The 15,728-nt window shown below is 65.3% G+C and carries 13 protein-coding genes and 3 pseudogenes; 8 read left to right on the top strand and 8 right to left on the bottom strand.

The features are described 5' to 3' along the window. Nucleotides 1-359: 359 nt before the first annotated feature. Both CAP2UW1_RS21320 and CAP2UW1_RS21315 read right to left on the bottom strand, forming a co-directional pair. On the bottom strand, nt 360-713 hold the full coding sequence (locus CAP2UW1_RS21320) for a hypothetical protein (RefSeq protein WP_015768682.1): 354 nt from the start codon (nt 711-713) through the stop codon (nt 360-362). 190 nt (nt 714-903) lie between these two features. After that, nucleotides 904-2,889: a UvrD-helicase domain-containing protein gene (locus CAP2UW1_RS21315; protein WP_015768681.1), complete on the bottom strand. Its 1,986-nt coding sequence runs from the start codon at nt 2,887-2,889 to the stop codon at nt 904-906. Nucleotides 2,890-3,210: 321 nt separating this feature from the next. Between CAP2UW1_RS21315 and CAP2UW1_RS21310 the strand changes: the two genes are divergently transcribed. The 5 genes from CAP2UW1_RS21310 (at nt 3,211) to CAP2UW1_RS25815 (ending at nt 7,738) form a co-directional block, all read left to right on the top strand. Beyond that, nucleotides 3,211-4,371, top strand: a complete 1,161-nt coding sequence (locus CAP2UW1_RS21310) for an efflux RND transporter periplasmic adaptor subunit (protein ID WP_015768680.1) — start codon at nt 3,211-3,213, stop codon at nt 4,369-4,371. 3 nt (nt 4,372-4,374) lie between these two features. Beyond that, nucleotides 4,375-5,100 (top strand): ABC transporter ATP-binding protein, encoded by a 726-nt coding sequence (locus CAP2UW1_RS21305; protein ID WP_015768679.1) that lies wholly within the window; start codon nt 4,375-4,377, stop codon nt 5,098-5,100. Next, nucleotides 5,082-6,290 (top strand): ABC transporter permease, encoded by a 1,209-nt coding sequence (locus CAP2UW1_RS21300; protein ID WP_015768678.1) that lies wholly within the window; start codon nt 5,082-5,084, stop codon nt 6,288-6,290. The genes CAP2UW1_RS21305 and CAP2UW1_RS21300 overlap by 19 nt, the downstream gene beginning before the upstream one ends. Before the next feature lie 134 nt (nt 6,291-6,424). After that, nucleotides 6,425-7,363 carry a VTT domain-containing protein gene (locus tag CAP2UW1_RS21295; protein WP_015768677.1) on the top strand — a complete coding sequence of 313 codons (939 nt, stop codon included), beginning with the start codon at nt 6,425-6,427 and terminating at the stop codon, nt 7,361-7,363. Between the two features lie 114 nt (nt 7,364-7,477). After that, nucleotides 7,478-7,738 carry an AbrB/MazE/SpoVT family DNA-binding domain-containing protein gene (locus CAP2UW1_RS25815; RefSeq protein WP_015768676.1) on the top strand — a complete coding sequence of 87 codons (261 nt, stop codon included), beginning with the start codon at nt 7,478-7,480 and terminating at the stop codon, nt 7,736-7,738. Between the two features lie 430 nt (nt 7,739-8,168). On the opposite strand, the gene CAP2UW1_RS21285 is transcribed toward CAP2UW1_RS25815, so the two are convergent. Beyond that, nucleotides 8,169-9,737 carry a SpoVR family protein gene (locus CAP2UW1_RS21285; RefSeq protein ID WP_015768675.1) on the bottom strand — a complete coding sequence of 523 codons (1,569 nt, stop codon included), beginning with the start codon at nt 9,735-9,737 and terminating at the stop codon, nt 8,169-8,171. Beyond that, a pseudogene (locus CAP2UW1_RS21280) lies at nt 9,734-10,213 on the bottom strand (DUF444 family protein); the annotation flags it as partial. The pseudogene CAP2UW1_RS21280 and the gene CAP2UW1_RS21285, both read right to left, overlap by 4 nt. A 178-nt stretch (nt 10,214-10,391) precedes the next feature. Between CAP2UW1_RS21280 and CAP2UW1_RS21275 the strand changes: the two are divergent. Beyond that, the gene (locus CAP2UW1_RS21275; RefSeq protein WP_012806124.1) at nt 10,392-10,916 is read left to right on the top strand and encodes a DUF6431 domain-containing protein; all 525 of its coding nucleotides are present in this window, start codon (nt 10,392-10,394) and stop codon (nt 10,914-10,916) included. A 129-nt stretch (nt 10,917-11,045) separates the two neighbouring features. Continuing rightward, nucleotides 11,046-11,822: pseudogene (locus CAP2UW1_RS21270) on the top strand (DDE-type integrase/transposase/recombinase); the annotation flags it as partial. Between the two features lie 21 nt (nt 11,823-11,843). On the opposite strand, the gene CAP2UW1_RS21265 reads toward CAP2UW1_RS21270, so the two are convergent. The 4 genes from CAP2UW1_RS21265 to CAP2UW1_RS24845 form a co-directional block, all read right to left on the bottom strand. Next, nucleotides 11,844-13,922 (bottom strand): recombinase family protein, encoded by a 2,079-nt coding sequence (locus CAP2UW1_RS21265; protein ID WP_012806738.1) that lies wholly within the window; start codon nt 13,920-13,922, stop codon nt 11,844-11,846. Continuing rightward, nucleotides 13,919-14,203, bottom strand: coding sequence for a hypothetical protein (locus tag CAP2UW1_RS21260; protein WP_012806739.1), 285 nt, complete (start codon nt 14,201-14,203; stop codon nt 13,919-13,921). The genes CAP2UW1_RS21265 and CAP2UW1_RS21260 overlap by 4 nt, the downstream gene beginning before the upstream one ends. After that, the gene (locus tag CAP2UW1_RS21255) at nt 14,200-14,667 is read right to left on the bottom strand and encodes a helix-turn-helix domain-containing protein (RefSeq protein ID WP_012806740.1); all 468 of its coding nucleotides are present in this window, start codon (nt 14,665-14,667) and stop codon (nt 14,200-14,202) included. The genes CAP2UW1_RS21260 and CAP2UW1_RS21255 overlap by 4 nt, the downstream gene beginning before the upstream one ends. A 166-nt stretch (nt 14,668-14,833) precedes the next feature. Further along, complete coding sequence (locus tag CAP2UW1_RS24845; RefSeq protein WP_412566877.1) at nt 14,834-15,079, bottom strand: DUF5372 family protein; 246 nt, start codon at nt 15,077-15,079, stop codon at nt 14,834-14,836. Between the two features lie 98 nt (nt 15,080-15,177). On the opposite strand from CAP2UW1_RS24845, the pseudogene CAP2UW1_RS21245 reads away from it, so the two are divergent. Further along, nucleotides 15,178-15,726 (top strand): annotated as a pseudogene (locus CAP2UW1_RS21245) (Mu transposase C-terminal domain-containing protein); the annotation flags it as partial. Nucleotides 15,727-15,728: the final 2 nt, after the last annotated feature.

The following is a 15,728-nucleotide window of genomic DNA, read 5'->3' as shown; positions in this document are numbered from 1 at the left end:
AGGCGGCCCGCCGGTCACGCGTGACCGCTGCATCGGCGGTGCTACCGCCGGCACCCGGACGCGTGCTATGTGACAACCGGGCGGCGGTGGCGTTACTGGCCGGCGAAGCGCCGTGCCGCGGGCGCCGCGCCGCGTGGTCAATCGCGGCAGCCTTGCTCCTGATCAAGTTCCTCGGTTGCTTGGGCACGCGTCGCACTTTCTCTGGTGTTGTTGATGATGCCGCGGCCTCGTTCCGGCCCCGGAGCAGCATAGCGCCCGCTTGGCCGCAAGGTCAATCGCAGTAACCGGAATGGGTTCGAGTGAAAGTGCCTGTTGCCATCGCCGAAAGCCTGCTGAAGGAGCCAGGCCGCCGACCGGTATTACTTGCTGACGGGCGCTGCTGCCGCTGGCGTGGGGGTTGCAACGGCGGGAGCCGCTTCCGTCTTCTTGGCCGCGCTGCCCTTGCTCTTCTTCGGAGCCTTCTTCGCCGCCGGCTTGGCGGGAGCTGCCTTTTCCTCGGCCATCGGCGCGGGTTTCGCGTCGACCTTCTTCTCGTCTGCCTTCATTTCCGGCTTGGCTGCCGGGGTCGTCGGCGCCGGCATGGTCGCTGCCGGTGCGCTGACGGCCGGCTTGCTGGCGTCGACCGGCTTGGCCGGGGTGGCGGCAGGGGCCTGGGCGAAGGCGGCGGTACCGAAAGCGGCGGCGACGGCGAAAGCGATGAGGTTCTTGAACATGGTGGTCTCCTGAGTGCGTTGCTGAGTGGGTTGAGTGGGTTGAGTGCGTTTGCTGCGTTCGCTCGGTCGGTTCGCTGGGTTCGTCTGGTTTCGTTCCGGCCTTGCACTCAACAACGCGTGGAGTCGGCGACACGATGTCAATGTTCTGGTAACGCGCCGTGACGCGCTGTAACCCGCTTGCTGGTCGGGCTCACTTGGGCTTGGCGAGCATGGCCTTCAGTGCCGCCAGGCGGTCGGCGCCGGCCGCCTTGTCGGGCACGCTGTCGTTCTTGCCGCCGGAAAAACGCAGATCCTCGCGACCCATCTCGTCGATGAAACGTGACGCCCGGCAGGGGATCAGTTCTCGCCCCTGCTTGCGTTTCTCGGCGTAGCTCAGGTGCAAGGAACGCTGCGCGCGCGTGATGCCGACATACATCAGGCGGCGCTCTTCCTCGATCCGGTTGTCGGCTTCGGCTTCGCGGTGCGGCAGGACACCCTCCTCGATACCGATCAGGAAGACGTGCTTGAATTCGAGACCCTTGGCGGCGTGCAGGGTCGATAGCTGTACGGCATCGATGTCGGCGTCCTGCTTGTCGAGCATGTTGATCAGCGCGATCGTCTGCGTCAGGTCGATCAACGTCTTCTGCTCCTCGTCGCCCTTCTTGCCCAGCCAGTCGCAGAAGTCCTGGACGTTGGTCAGTTTGATGCGTGCCGCGCGCGCCTCGTCGTGCTCGAGCAGCCAGTCTTCGTAGGCGATCGCGCGCAGCAGGTCGGGCATCACCTGCGCCGCCGGCTCGCGGGCGGCGCGCGCCTGCAGGCGGTTGATGAATTCGCAGAATTCGAGCAGCGGCGCCAGTTGGCGCGCCTGCACACGCGGCGCGAAGCCCTGTTCGAAGGCCGCCGCGAACAGGGGCAACTGGCGCTCGCCGGCATAACTGCCGAGGGCCTGCAGCGTGCTGGCGCCGACGCCACGCCGGGGCGTGCTGACGGCGCGGATGAAGGCCGGGTCGTCGTCACTGTTGGCGAGCAGGCGCAGGTAGGCGGTGATGTCCTTGATCTCGGTCTTCTCGAAGAAGGATTGTCCGCCCGACAGCAGGTAGGGGATGCGCTGGTTGCGTAGAAGCTGTTCGAGCGCGCGCGCCTGGAAGTTGCCGCGGTAGAGGATCGCATAGTCGCGGAAAGCGCCGCGGTGTTCGAAGCGGTGAGCCTGCAGCTTCATGACCACCGCCTCGGCCTCCTTTTCCCCATCCTGGCAGACGCTGACGGTGATCGGGTCGCCGTGGCCGAGGTCGGACCACAGCTTCTTGTCGAACAGCTTCTCGTTGTGCGAAATCAGGGCGTTGGCCGCCTTGAGGATGCGTACCGTCGAGCGGTAGTTCTGTTCGAGCTTGATCACCTTCAGGTTCAGGTAGTCGCGCGGCAGCCCGCGCAGGTTCTCGATGTCGGCGCCGCGCCAGCCGTAGATCGCCTGGTCGTCGTCGCCGACGGCCGTGAAGGCGGCGCGCGGCCCGGCGAGCAGCCTGAGCATGCGGTACTGGCCGGCGTTGGTGTCCTGGTATTCGTCGATCAGCAGATAGCGCAGGCGGTTCTGCCACTTGTCGCGCACCTCCGGATGGTCTTCGAAGAGGGTGACGGGCAGCGCGATCAGGTCGTCGAAATCGACCGCCTGATACGCCCGCAGCGTTGCCGCGTAACTCGCGAAGGCGTTGGCGGCAAGCGCTTCCGTTTCGTTGCGGGCGTCCTTGCGCGCCTGGTCGGGTGAGACCAGCGCACTCTTCCAGCCCGACATCAGCGACTGCAGCTTGCGGATACTGCCCTTGTCGACGCTGCCGGCCAGCTCCGAGACGATGGCGAAGGTGTCGCTGGCGTCGAGGATCGAGAAGTTGGGCTTGTAGCCGAGCGCTTTCGCCTCCTCGCGCAGGATACGCACGCCGAGGGCGTGGAAGGTCGAGATCGTCAGGCCCTTCGCGGGCCTGCCGGCGAGCAGCCGGGTGACCCGTTCCTGCATTTCCCTGGCCGCCTTGTTGGTGAAGGTGATGGCGGCGATGTTGCTCGGGCTGAAGCCGCAAGACTCGATCAGGTAGGCGATTTTCTCGGTGATGACGCGCGTCTTGCCGGAACCGGCGCCGGCGAGAACCAGCAGCGGACCATCCAGATAGCGGATCGCTTCGCGTTGCGGGGGATTGGGGAGGGACATCGAGCGACGGGGCGAGAGCGGGGAGCGATTCTAGCACGTGGTGCCGGAGGGGGCCTGACAACGGAGCAGGCAGGAGGCGTAGGAACCGTAGGTTGGGGTGAGCCCGCGAACCCCAACACTTCGTCATCGCCCGCCACCACCTCGTCACCTTGCTCTGACCCGACCATGGTGCGTCGGGCAATCGTCGTCGACGGGCTTGGCGTTGGGGTTCGCGGGCTCACCCCAACCTACATGCTTTGCGCGCCGCTTGCCAGTCGGGTGGTTTCGTCGGACCATAGCGAGCCTCGATGCCGAGCATCCTCCACGATCCCGAGTCCCGCCATGCTGTCGCCCCTGCTCCGCCGCCTGCTCATCGCCCTGGTCGTCGTCCTTCTGCTTGCCGGTGGCCTGTGGTGGGCAACGCGGCCGAAGCCGATCGGCGTCGTCGTCAGGGAGATCGAACTCGGCACGGTCGAGTCGACGCTCGCCAACACGCGCGCCGGGACGGTCGAAGCGTGCCAGCGGACGAAGCTGTCCACGATCACCGGCGGCCGTATCGAGGTGCTGGCGGTGAAGGAGGGCGACCGCGTGCGCCAGGGCCAGTTGCTTATGAAATTGTGGAATGACGACCAGCAGGCGCAGAGCACTTTGGCCGTTTCGCAGGTGGCGACCGCCCGCCACCGCGTCAGCGAGGCCTGCGCCGTCGCCGCCAATGCCGAACGCGAGGCCGATCGCCAGGCCGCCTTGCGGGCCAGGGGCTTTGTCTCGGGCGCCCGCGAGGACAGCGCGCGCAGCGAGGCGCTGGCCAAGCGCGCGGGCTGCCAGGCGGCGATGGCCGACGTCGCGCAGACCGAGGCCAAGGTCAGCCTGACGCGCGTCGAGCAGGGGCGGACGGTGCTCTATGCGCCCTTCGCCGGCACCATCGCCAAGATCGTCGGCGAGGTCGGCGAGTACTCGACGCCGTCGCCACCGGGCGTGCCGACGCCGCCGGCAATCGACCTGATCGACGACTCGTGCCTGTACGTCAAGGCGCCGATGGACGAAGTCGATGCGCCGAAGATCGTCGCCGGGCAGCCGGTGCGCATCAGCCTCGACGCCTTGCCCAAGCAGTCGTTTCCCGGCCGCGTCAAGCGCGTGGCACCGTACGTGTCGGCGGTCGAGAAGCAGGCGCGCACGGTCGACATCGAAGCCACCTTCGACGACCCGGCGGCGCCCGGCAAGCTGCTGGTCGGCTACAGCGCCGACATCGAGGTCATCCTCGCCACGCGCGACAAGGTGGTGCGCGTTCCCACATCGGCGCTCCTCGAAGGCGGGCGGGTGCTGATCGCCGGTGCCGACGGCCGGCTCGTGGAACGCCGGGTGAAGACCGGCCTCGCCAACTGGGAATTCACCGAAGTGCTGGAAGGCCTGGCGGCCGGCGAGCGCGTCGTCACCTCGCTCGAGCGGGCCGGCGTGAAGGCCGGCGCGCCGTATGTGATCGACGACAAGCCGGCCGGCAAATAGGCGATGGGCGCCGCGCTGATCGAGCTTTCCGGCATCGAACGCGTTTTCCAGCTCGGCGACAGCGAGGTACACGCGCTGCGCCGGCTCGACGTCTCGATCAGCGCCGGCGAGTATGTCGCCGTGATGGGCCCGTCGGGGTCGGGCAAGTCGACGCTGCTCAACCTCCTCGGCCTGCTCGATCGCCCCAACGCCGGCGTCTATCGCCTCGAGGGACGCGACGTCACCACGCTCTCGGCCGAAGAGCAGGCGCGCGTGCGCAGCGAGCGCATTGGCTTCGTCTTCCAGAGCTTCCACCTGGTGCCGCGGCTGACTGCCGCCGAAAACATCGCGCTGCCGATGATCCTGGCCGGCATCGCACCGGCGCAGCGCAGCGCACGCGTCGCGCGGGCGCTTGCCGACTACGGGCTCGAAAACCGCGCCGACCATCGTCCGGACCAGCTCTCCGGCGGCCAGCGCCAGCGCGTCGCCATCGCCCGGGCGACGATCATGCAACCGGCATTGATCCTCGCTGACGAGCCGACTGGCAACCTCGACCGTGCCACCGGCGAGGAAGTGATGCGCCTGCTCGAAGAACTCAACGCGCGCGGTGTGACGCTGATCGTCGTCACGCACGACGGCGGCCTCGGCGCACGCGCACGCCGCCAGTTGCTGATGGAGGACGGCGCGCTGCACCACGACCATTGGCGCCCTGCTGATACGACGCCGGATCGATGCGCACTCCCGACCTGATTCGTTTCGCCCGCGACGCGGCGACCGGCAACCCTCTGCGCACTTTTCTGCTGGTGCTGGCGATGGCCATCGGCGTCGCCGCCGTCGTCGTCCTCACGGCGCTCGGCGATGGCGCGCGTCGCTACGTCCTCAACGAGTTCTCGTCGATCGGCAGCAATCTGGTGATCGTCCTGCCCGGCCGCTCGCAGACAGGTGGCTTCAGCCCGGGCAACGCGATCACCAGCACACCGCGCGACCTGACCGTGGACGACGCGCAGGCGCTGCTGCGCGCGAGCGCCGTACACCGCGTCGCGCCGCTCGCCGTCGGCACCTCGGAAATCAGCGTCGGCGGCAAGCTGCGCGAAGTGATGGTCGCCGGCACGACGGCCGAATTCATCGACGTGCGCCGTCTGGCGCTCGCCCAGGGACGTTTCCTGCCGCCGGGCGACTGGCGGCGCGGCGCTTCCGAAGCGGTGATCGGCGCGAAGATTCGCGACGAGATGTTCGGCCGCGAACCCGCGCTCGGCCAGTTGGTCCGCGTTGGCGACCGGCGCTTTCGCATCGTCGGCGTCCTCGCCTCGACCGGCCAGGGGCTGGGCATGAATACCGACGAACTGGTGATCGTGCCGGTGGCGCTGGCGCAGGCGATGTTCAACAGCAACACGCTGTTCCGCATCCTCGTCGAAGCCTCGAGCCGCGAGGCGATCGAGCCGGCCAAGGCGCAGGTCACCGAGATCATCCGGCTGCGCCACGAGGGCGAACTGGACGTGACGATCATCACCCAGGACGCCGTGCTCGCCACCTTCGATCGCCTGCTCGGGACGATGACGCTGGCCGTCGCGGGAATCGCCGCGATCAGCCTCGCGGTCGCCGGCATCCTGGTGATGAACGTGATGCTCGTCTCGGTCGCCCAGCGGACGGCGGAAATCGGCCTGCTCAAGGCGCTCGGCGCCACTGGCGCGACGATCCGCAACGCCTTTCTCACCGAGGCGGCAATGCTCTCGATTGCCGGCGCCGTTCTCGGCTTCGCGCTCGGCCACGCCGGCGCGGCGATCATCCGCCAGCTCTATCCGGCGTATCCGGCCTTTCCGCCCGACTGGGCGGTGCTCGCCGGGCTGGGAACGGCGTTGCTCACCGGCATCGTTTTCGGCGTCCTGCCGGCGCGCCAGGCGGCGCGCCTCGATCCCGTGCAGTCGCTGGCCAAGCGCTAGGTGCCGTGCTGACAGATGCCGACGCGACCATGAAGCACGCCCCGGGCCTCGAAGGAGACGGACTTCCGCGACTCGCCGCCGCTCCCGGCGAGCGGGCCCGAGTCCGCGTCCGCGTCCGAGTCTAGGGAGCCATGATGGAACTTTCCCAGATCAGCCAGGCCGTTCAGCAGGATGCCGTCACGGTCGTGTTCGTGAATGTCCTGCTGCAACAGGTGGGGTTGCCGGTCCCGGCCCTGCCGACTCTGCTGCTGGCCGGTAGCCTGGCGGCAACCCCGGGGCATCTGGGCCAGGTGCTGGCGGCCGCCATCGTCGCCTCCCTCATCGCCGACTTGCTCTGGTACCGGGCCGGGAAATTCTTCGGTTATCGCGCGCTGGCCGGGCTGTGCAAGCTCTCGATCAACCCCGCCTCCTGCGTCAGCCAGACCGAGGCTCGTTTCATCCGCTGGGGGGTCTCGTCGCTCGTCGTCGCGAAGTTCATCCCCGGCTTTTCGACGGTTGCGCCTCCCATCGCCGGCGCGCTGCGCATGCACCTGCCGGGCTTTCTGCTCGCCGCCGGCGCGGGCGCCTGCCTGTGGGCAGGGCTGGCGCTCGGCGCCGGCTGGCTGCTCAAGGACGCCGTCCAGGCCGCCATCGGTGCGCTCGACCGGCACACCGGCACGGCGCTTGCCGTCGTGTTGCCACTGATTGGCGCCTGGCTGGGGTGGAAACTGTGGCAGAAGTATCGTTTCAGAAAATCCTGCACTGTCCCGCACATCACCCCGGACGAACTGATCGAGGCCTTGCGCACAGAACAGCGGCCGCTGATCCTCGACCTGCGAGGGGCCACGATGATCGCCGAAACGGACGCTGTGCCTGGCGCCACGGTCGCCGAGCACGACCGTCTCGACGACGCGGTGGGCGACTGGCCCAGGAGCCAACCCATCGTCACCCTGTGCGCCTGTCCGGAAGACGCGGGAGCCATCGCGGCGGCACGCCGTCTGCTCAACGACGGCTACCTCTCGGTAAGGGTGCTGCACGGAGGCTACGACGCCTGGCTGGCAGCCACCGGCAACGACCCGCTGCCGCGTCAGTAACCCGGCCACGGCAGTGCCGGATGCGGCCATACGGAATCCGGGGCTTTGCCAAGACGGGTAGCAACTGCCCCACTGACGAAGTAAGATGAATCGTCTTGCCAATCAGGAGCGCCCATGGCAACGGTCAGACTCTCCAGCAAAGGCCAGATCGTCATTCCCAAGGCCGTTCGCGACCAACTGCATCTGCAGGCCGGCGCGGAGTTTTTCGTGTCCGCTTCCGCGCTGGGCGTGAGTCTGGTGCCCGTGCAAGCCTTTCCGGTCACCACGCCTGCCGCACTGCGCGGTGCACTCGCCAAGCCAGGCGGCAAGCTGCCTGACGAAGACGCGATCAAGGCCAGCATCAAGTCACGGCTCAAGGCACGCAACTCGCCATGATCGCGCTCGACACCAATATCCTCGCACGCCACCTGCGCAACGACTAACCCGCGCAGGCCCGGCTCGCCGAGGATTTGCTAAGCGGGCCGCAGAGCTGCACCGTACCCCTCCCGGTGTTCCTTGAACTCGTCTGGGTGCTGGAGTCCTGCGACTGTGCGCGCGAAGACATCGTGCAGGCACTGAGCCAGCTATGCGGCCTCGAACACTTCGCGCCGCCTCAAACCTGAAGCGCTGCTGGGCGCACTCCAGTGGTACGCCGCCGGCTTCGACTTCGCGGATGCGGTGCACCTTGCGCAGAGCGCCGATGCCGGTGTCTTTCAAACATTCGATAAGGCTTTCGCAAAGGCTGCGGCAAAAGCGGATACACAACCTGCCGTAGCATTGTCATGCTGAATGTTGGAACTAACTCTTGATTGATCCCGTCGCGGCTTCAGGCGGTCGCGGGAGCGACCTCCCAACTGCGCGACAGCTTGCCGTTGCTATCGACGCTTTCGAGATGCACCGGGAAGCCCCACAGGCGCGCGACATGCTTGAGCACCTCTTCGGCGCTGTCATGCAGCGGGCGGTCGTGGTGCTGCGTATGACGCAGGATGAGCGAGCGGTCGCCGCGCAGGTTCACGCTCCACACCTGGATATTGGGCTCGCGCGTCCCCAGGTCATACTGGCGTGACACGGCCTCGCGCAGGGCGCGATAGCCGGCTTCGTCGTGAATGGCAGAAACCTCCAGCGTTGGCGCCTTCTCGTCGTCGACGATGGCGAACAGGCGAAAGGCGCGCATCAGGCGCGGCGACAGGAACTGGCCGATGAAGCTTTCGTCCTTGAAGTTGCGCATCGCGTGATCCAGCGTGGCCAGCCAGTCGCTGCCGGCGAGATCCGGAAACCAGCTGCGGTCTTCGTCGGTCGGCGCTTCGCAGATGCGCTTGATGTCCGTGTACATGGCAAAGCCCAGCGCATAGGGGTTGATCCCCTTGTAGGCCGGGTGGCCAACCAGCGGCTGAAACACCACGTTGGTATGCGAGGTGAGCCATTCGATCATCAGGCCGTCGGCGAGATGGCCATCGTCATACATGGTGTTCAGCAGGTGATGGTGCCAGAAGGTCGCCCAGCCTTCGTTCATGACCTGGGTTTGCCGCTGCGGGTAGAAGTACTGCGCCACCTTGCGGACGATGCGTACGACTTCGCGCTGCCACGGTTCGAGGAGCGGCGCGTTCTTCTCGATGAAGTACAACAGGTTTTCCTGGGGTTCGGCGGGAAAGCGCATCGGCTCCCTCTCGGCGGCCTCCGTTTTCGGTCGCAGCGGCAGCGTGCGCCAGATTTCATTCACCTGCTGTTGAGCGTAGATCTCGCGGTCCTCGACGCGTGCCCGTTCCTCGGCCAGGCTCAACTTGCTCGGCCGGCGATAGCGATCAACGCCGTAGTTCATCAGCGCATGGCAACTGTCAAGCAACAACTCGACCGCGTCCAGGCCGTGGCGTTCTTCGCAGGTCGCCACGTAGTCCTTCGCGTAGACGAGATAGTCGATGATCGATGAGGCGTCGGTCCACATCCGGAACAGGTAGTTGCCCTTGAAGAAGCTGTTGTGGCCGTAGGCCGCATGCGCGATCACCAGCGCCTGCATGGCCATCGTGTTTTCTTCCATCAGGTAACTGATACACGGGTTGGCATTGATGACGATCTCGTAAGCCAGGCCCATCTGGCCGCGCCGGTAGTTCTTGTCGGTGGCAATGAACTCCTTGCCATAGCTCCAGTGGCGGTAGTTGACCGGCATGCCGACCGACGCGTAGGCATCCATCATCTGTTCGGCCGTGATGATCTCGAGCTGGTTCGGATAGGTGTCGAGACCGAAGCGCCTGGCGGTGGCGCGGATGACCTTGTGGTACTGGTCGAGCAGATCGAAGGTCCAGTCACTTGGCGCCGGCAGTGGCGCATGCGGGCGGCGGCCGGCATGCGCGTTCGGTGTGCTCGCCTGCCCAGCCTGCCGCTTGAACGTGTCGCTCATGTGCTTCGTCCTTCCTTGCTGAACAGGTCGCGAAAGACAGGATAGATCTGGTCGGCCGTGCTCGCCTTGCGCATCGCGAATGCATCGGCAGCCTCGGCCAGCGCCGCATACTCGTGCCACAGGTTCTGCTCCTGCTCGACCACCTGGATATAGGCAAAGTAGCGACACAGCGGCAGGATGTCCTTTTCCAGCAGTTCGCGGCAGCGTGCGCTGTCGTCATGCCAGTTGTCGCCGTCGCTGGCGTGCGCGCCGTAGATGTTCCATTCGCTGCTCGGGTAGCGGGCACGAATGATCTGTTCCATCAGGACCAGCGCGCTCGACACGACGGTGCCGCCGGTTTCCGTCGCGTGGAAGAAGTCGTGTTCGTCGACTTCCTGAGCCTGCGTGTGATGGCGGATGAAGACCAGGTCGATCTTCTGATAATGCCGGGTCAGGAACAGGTAGAGCAGGATGAAGAAGCGCTTGGCGAGATCCTTGCTGTTACGTCCGCCCCTAAACGGGATTGAAGGGCTTTGAATATCGCGCGTACTTTGAGCAGGAAGATCGAAGGATCTCCTGAGCGAAGGCGGAATGAAGAAGGACGGAGAAGGGCTGGAACACCTCTGCTATCGTGGGAAGTTATCGAGACGACCGAGATAGAAAAGAGCCCAGCCCATGCAACGAATTGTAGCCGGCATCACCACGCTTGAGCAGCACGTTGAGACGACTCAAAAGGCCGCTGAAGTGTATCGACCGAAGTCGTGCCCGCACTGCGGGCTGGGAGTGGTCCATCAGCATGGTCACTATGAGCGAAAGGCCGACCGCCGAGCCGTGCCGCCACGGCTCAACCCGATCCCCATCCTTCGCTACCGTTGTGCCGGATGCCGACGCACGTGTTCGCGCCTGCCGGAATGTATCGCACCGCGACGCTGGTATGACTGGTCGGTGCAACAGCAAGTCCTGCAGCAGCGGCTGAACGGCGCGGCAGAGCACCCCGGCGGTCCACCTGACCGGCACACGGGCGCGCGCTGGTGGAACTGGTTGCAGGAGCGGGGAAAGGACTTTGTGTTTCACCTGCGCGTGCGCTTTGCCGAACTCGGCCGGGCCGTTGACACGCACGGCTTTTGGCACCAGGTGTTCAACAGCCTGGGTCTGCCGCGGGCCATGTTCTGGCTCGATCAAGAGATGAGCGTCCCATGATTTCCTGACACCGAGCGAGTGGCGGACGGTGGGGACCCCGCCCGGGCGGGGTCCCCACACAGTTTGCTCGTGGCATTATTTCGGCCCTTTTGTTTTGATGACGACTCCCATTCACCCCGAGGAGTCGTCATGAATCGAATCAATCCGATCGCCTTGTTTCGCCTGTCCGTCCTGGGTTCGCTGACCAGCCGGGAACGGCTGGATCACGGCGAATTGCAGCAGACCATCCGCGCCCTGGCCGAGCGCGAATACACCATTCCCGGCACGCGTCGGCGCCATGTTGCCGAGAAGACGATTCAGGGCTGGTATTACACTTACCTTGCCCAGGGCATCGATGGCCTGACACCCAAGACCCGTATCGACCGCGGGCAATCGAAGCTATCGCAAGCCATTCAGACCGCGATCCTTGCCGCGAAGCGCGACAACCCGCGCCGCTCGATCCGTCAGATTCGCCAGTTGCTCGAAGCCACCGGAACGGTGGCTCGCGGCAGCCTGTCGCGCTCGACGGTCCACCGGCTGCTGCAACAGCACGGCCTGTCGCGGATCAGCGGCTCGGCCAGCCTGCCCGAGGAGAAGCGCAGCTTCGTCGCCGCTTCCGCGGGCGCCATCTGGTATGGCGATGTGATGCACGGTCCCCGCGTGCCTCACGAGGGCAAGCTCGTCAAGGGGTATCTCGTCTCGCTGTTCGACGATGCCTCACGTCTGGTGGCTCACAGCGCTTTCTGCCCCGGCGAAACGGCGCTCGACATCGAAGGGGTGCTCAAGCAGGCGCTGCTGAAGCGAGGCATCCCGATCAAGCTCGTCGTCGATAACGGCGCGGCCTACCGCGCTGAGACCCTGCAGGGGATCTGCGCCCGCCTGGGCATTCACCTGATCTATTGCCGGCCCTATGCGCCCGAGGGCAAGGAGTGTGCTGCATATTGCACCTCATGCGGTATGTGCGGGGAAACTTCCCTCGCGGGTGGTTGATTTGCCTGTGGTTTTGCCTTGATGTTGATGCTTGACCGGCGTGTCAGGACCAGGCGGTTCGAAGAGGTAGCCGCCCCTGTCGTCATACTTGTGGGCCTTGAGCAGGCCGGCGCGCCGCCAACGCTTGAGGCTGTCCGGACAGATGTTGAGACGCTGTGCCATTTCATGCAGGGTCAGCAAGCCACGCGCGCGCAGCCGATCGTGGCGACTGGGCAGCGCATAGTCGATCCGGATACGACGAACCATCGGGCGGTGGAAGGGCTTGCCGTCGCCGGAGATCAAGCCTTGGTCGTTGAGCCAGTCCGCGATTTCACTATCGGTGTGATCTTCGAGGAGTCGGTCAATCTCGGCGACCACGGTGCCTGGCGTCTGGCGCAGCATCCAGGCTGGCTTGGGCAGCGGGAGGTGCAGCGTGTGCGTCGCACCACCGCTGAAGCGTACTTGCGCCCTGATGTCGGCCTCTTTGAGCAAGGTGACATCCGCGATCAGCAACCGGGCCATCCGCTTGCGCTCCCGGTCAGCCGTATGGGGATCGTTCCACAGGCGTGGGAAGTCTTTCGCCAGCGCAAGGATGGCGGCGCGCTGCTGGTCATCGAGCCCGGTCTCGCTCTCGCGCTGTTTGTCGTAGTGCTCCTGGGCCGCCGTCTGGTTGCGCAGCGCCTGGTTCCATTCCACTTCCAGCGAATCGGCGACCAGACGGTTGTCGGGATCACAACGCATATAACGGCGGCGTGCCAGATCGGACTCGTAGCGCGCCCGCTCGACGGCTTGACGGCGCAAGCGGTCACTGTCTTCGCTTCGGCTCTCCAGTTCTTTCTGCACCGCCAGCGCCACCCCCAGGGTGATCGGAGTCACGACCTCCACCAGCAAGCGGCCAATGGCCGCGTCGAGTTCGCCACCGACAATCTGCTGGCAGATCGGCTGCGCATGCTCGACCCCCTCGCGCTGACAAACATAATCCGGCACGCGCCGTGTGCCGTTCACATGATAGCGAACGGTCATGCGATCACCACATTTGGCGCAGAGGGCCAATCCTTGCAGCAACGCCGGGCCTTCACGCGGCGTGCCCCGATCACGCCCGGTGGCAGGTGCCTGCGCATTGTCGCGCAGGATCCGGAGGTTCTCTTCGTACTCGTCCCAAGTAATGTATCCAGCATGGGCATCACGAATCAGCGCGATCCATTCCTCGGATGGCAGCCGTTGATGGCGATGAGAACCATCGGGCTGCTTGCGCACGCGCGTCCGCCCAAAGCAAAAGGCACCGGTATAGCGCGGATGATGCAGGAGCCAGAGCGCGCGCGAGTGTTCGAGATCAGTCCACAACAGCTCGCCAGTCTGCGGTCCGCGGTAAATCCGGTGCGGGAAGCTCAGCCCTTCGGCACGAAAGGCCTTGACCGTCGCCGTTGCCGAACCCGTACGCCGGAAGGTGCGGAAGAACTGCCGCAGGCTTTCCTGAACGCGGACATCGGGATCCAGCCGCACGCGCCCGGCCGGATCGTAATCAAATCCGATCGGCAGCCGAATCTCGAGTTCGCCGCGGCGAGCCTTGTTGAGGATGCCACCGCGCAGCCGGGCCTGCAAAACGTGCAGTTCGGCCTCGCTCATCGTACCCTTCAGGCCGAGCAGCAAGCGATCATTGAAGTGCGCCGGGTCGTACACACCGTCTTCGTCGAGGATCAGCGTGTCCGCCAAAGCGCAGATCTCCAGCAGGCGGTGCCAGTCCGTCGAGTTGCGCGCCAGACGCGACACTTCCAGGCCCATGACGATCCCCGCCCGCCCCAGACCGACCTCGCTGACCAGTCGCTGGAAGCCTTCGCGATCCACCGCACTCGCCCCGGACTGGCCGAGATCGGAGTCAATGACGACGACTTGATCGAGACGCCAGCCCAGTGCCAGGGCCCGCTCGCGCAAATCGTACTGGCGCTTGGTACTCTCGCTGTTCTCGAGCACCTGGCGCAACGTCGACTGCCGCACGTAGAGATAGGCATTTCTCTTCAGGTGTCGCGCCTGTATTTTTGCGTGCTGCTCACCCATCATGGCCTACTCTCCCGTGCCGTCGCCAGCGCCATGCTGGCGACCAGATTGATCAGGTGCTGTTCCATCCCCGCCGGTAACCTCGACTCATTGCGCAGAGCGGCGGCGGCCGGACTCGGGGCCGTTTCGCTGACGCCACGCATCCAGGCCGCCATCCCTTTGAACAGGAAGAGTGCACGCCCGGGCGAGCGGTGACGGCCGCCGGGCCTCTCGGCGGTCTCTTGCCGCAAGGACTCGTAACCCTCGGCCAAGGTCTGGCCATCGGTCATCAGCGTCGGCTTCATCGGCGTTTTTTTTTGCTCCGTGCCAGCGCGCGGTCGACCGTGCGCCGATGGACGGCCAGTCCGAAGTGCTCTGCGATCCGCTCCACCAACTCCTGTGCGTCCAGTCCTTCTTCCTGGGCACGTGCCGCCTCGATGAAGGCCATGACCTCGTCGGTGATCTTGTGCGGTCCGTGCGGCCCTCGCTTGACCGGCAACAGTCCGGCGAGACCCGCGCGTTCGAAATCTGCCTGGGCCTTGTAGAAGGTCGGCCGGGAGACGCCGAAGCTGCTGGCGGCATCGACAACGGTCTGACCTTCGGTGCGTACACGACGCAGCATCTCGTAACGCACCTGTACCAAGTCCCGCGGATCGAAGAACTCGCTGTCGAGAAAGGCGGCATCCTGAACGTCCTGCGCGTGCGGATTCACGGTTCCGCTCTCGGCGAGAGCGAGGAGTTTGGGGTCGGGCTTCGAGGGCGGGATCATTGTAAGCATAATTCTGCCACACAAAGGCCGATGCAAAGACCCATTTTTGAGTTGGAGCCGTAACGCACTGATTGGTAATGGTCTTGCCATATCGGAAACGGAGTCATGGCATCGAGTCCTCCGTCAGTTCTCCCAGCAGGGCAGAATTCACTTAACACTGCCGGCATTATTCTCTTGACACTTTGCGCTGCCGGGAGCTTGCCCCGGCCGACCCCTGTGCTGCGCTTTGGCGGACAATCAGCGCCACCAGGTGCAAGAGGTCGTCGACCCGGAAGTGCGAGCGGCCGGCCGACACGCTGGCGAACGGATCCGGCGCCACTGCACTGGTCCAGGCGGCTGTCAGGCGCCTCACCCGGCCGCTGTCATCGTGAAAGTAGACGCGCTCCTCGCCCCAGGCATTGCGCCGTTCGATCAGAACGAACTCGCGCCCAAAGAGGGGATGAAACGGGTGGGTGACCCGAAAAACTTGTTGCTGATCGACTGCATCATCTGCAGTTGGCTGCTCATGTGAAGGGCAAGTTGGAGCGCTGGCACCGGACCTGCCGCGACCAGTTCCTGTCGGAACTCGACGAGCGCCACATCAACAGTTTCGAGGACCTCAATGCGCGTCTCTGGGCCTGGCTGGAGCGGGTCTATCACCATACGCCGCATGCCGGCCTCGACGGGATGACGCCGCTCGCGCGCTACCAGCAGGATTTGTCGAAGATTCGTTCGCTGGGAGCGCTGGCCGCGCAGCTCGATGCCTTGTTCCGGTATCGCGTCAGCCGTCGAGTCAGGAAGGATGGCACGGTGTCGTATCAGGGGGCGCGCTTCGAAGTGCCTTTCGAACTCTCCGGCAAGACGGTGTGTCTGGTCGTCGATCCGCATAGCGGGGCGGTCATCGAGGTCGAGGACGAGCACGGCAAGGGGATCGGCGCCGCGACCCCGCTCGATGCCCTGGGCAATCTCGATCGCCAACGAAATAAATCCGACCCGACAGACGCCGCTCCCGCCTCGCCGTCTGGCCCGAATCTGATCGAACTCACCTATCGTCAGTATTACGACCGCAAAGGAGACTGAAG

It is taken from the genome of Candidatus Accumulibacter phosphatis, from assembly GCF_000024165.1.
GTDB lineage: Bacteria > Pseudomonadota > Gammaproteobacteria > Burkholderiales > Rhodocyclaceae > Accumulibacter > Accumulibacter phosphatis.
The sequence above is the reverse complement of the archived record's forward strand: the minus strand, read 5'-3'. Positions and strand labels throughout refer to the sequence as shown.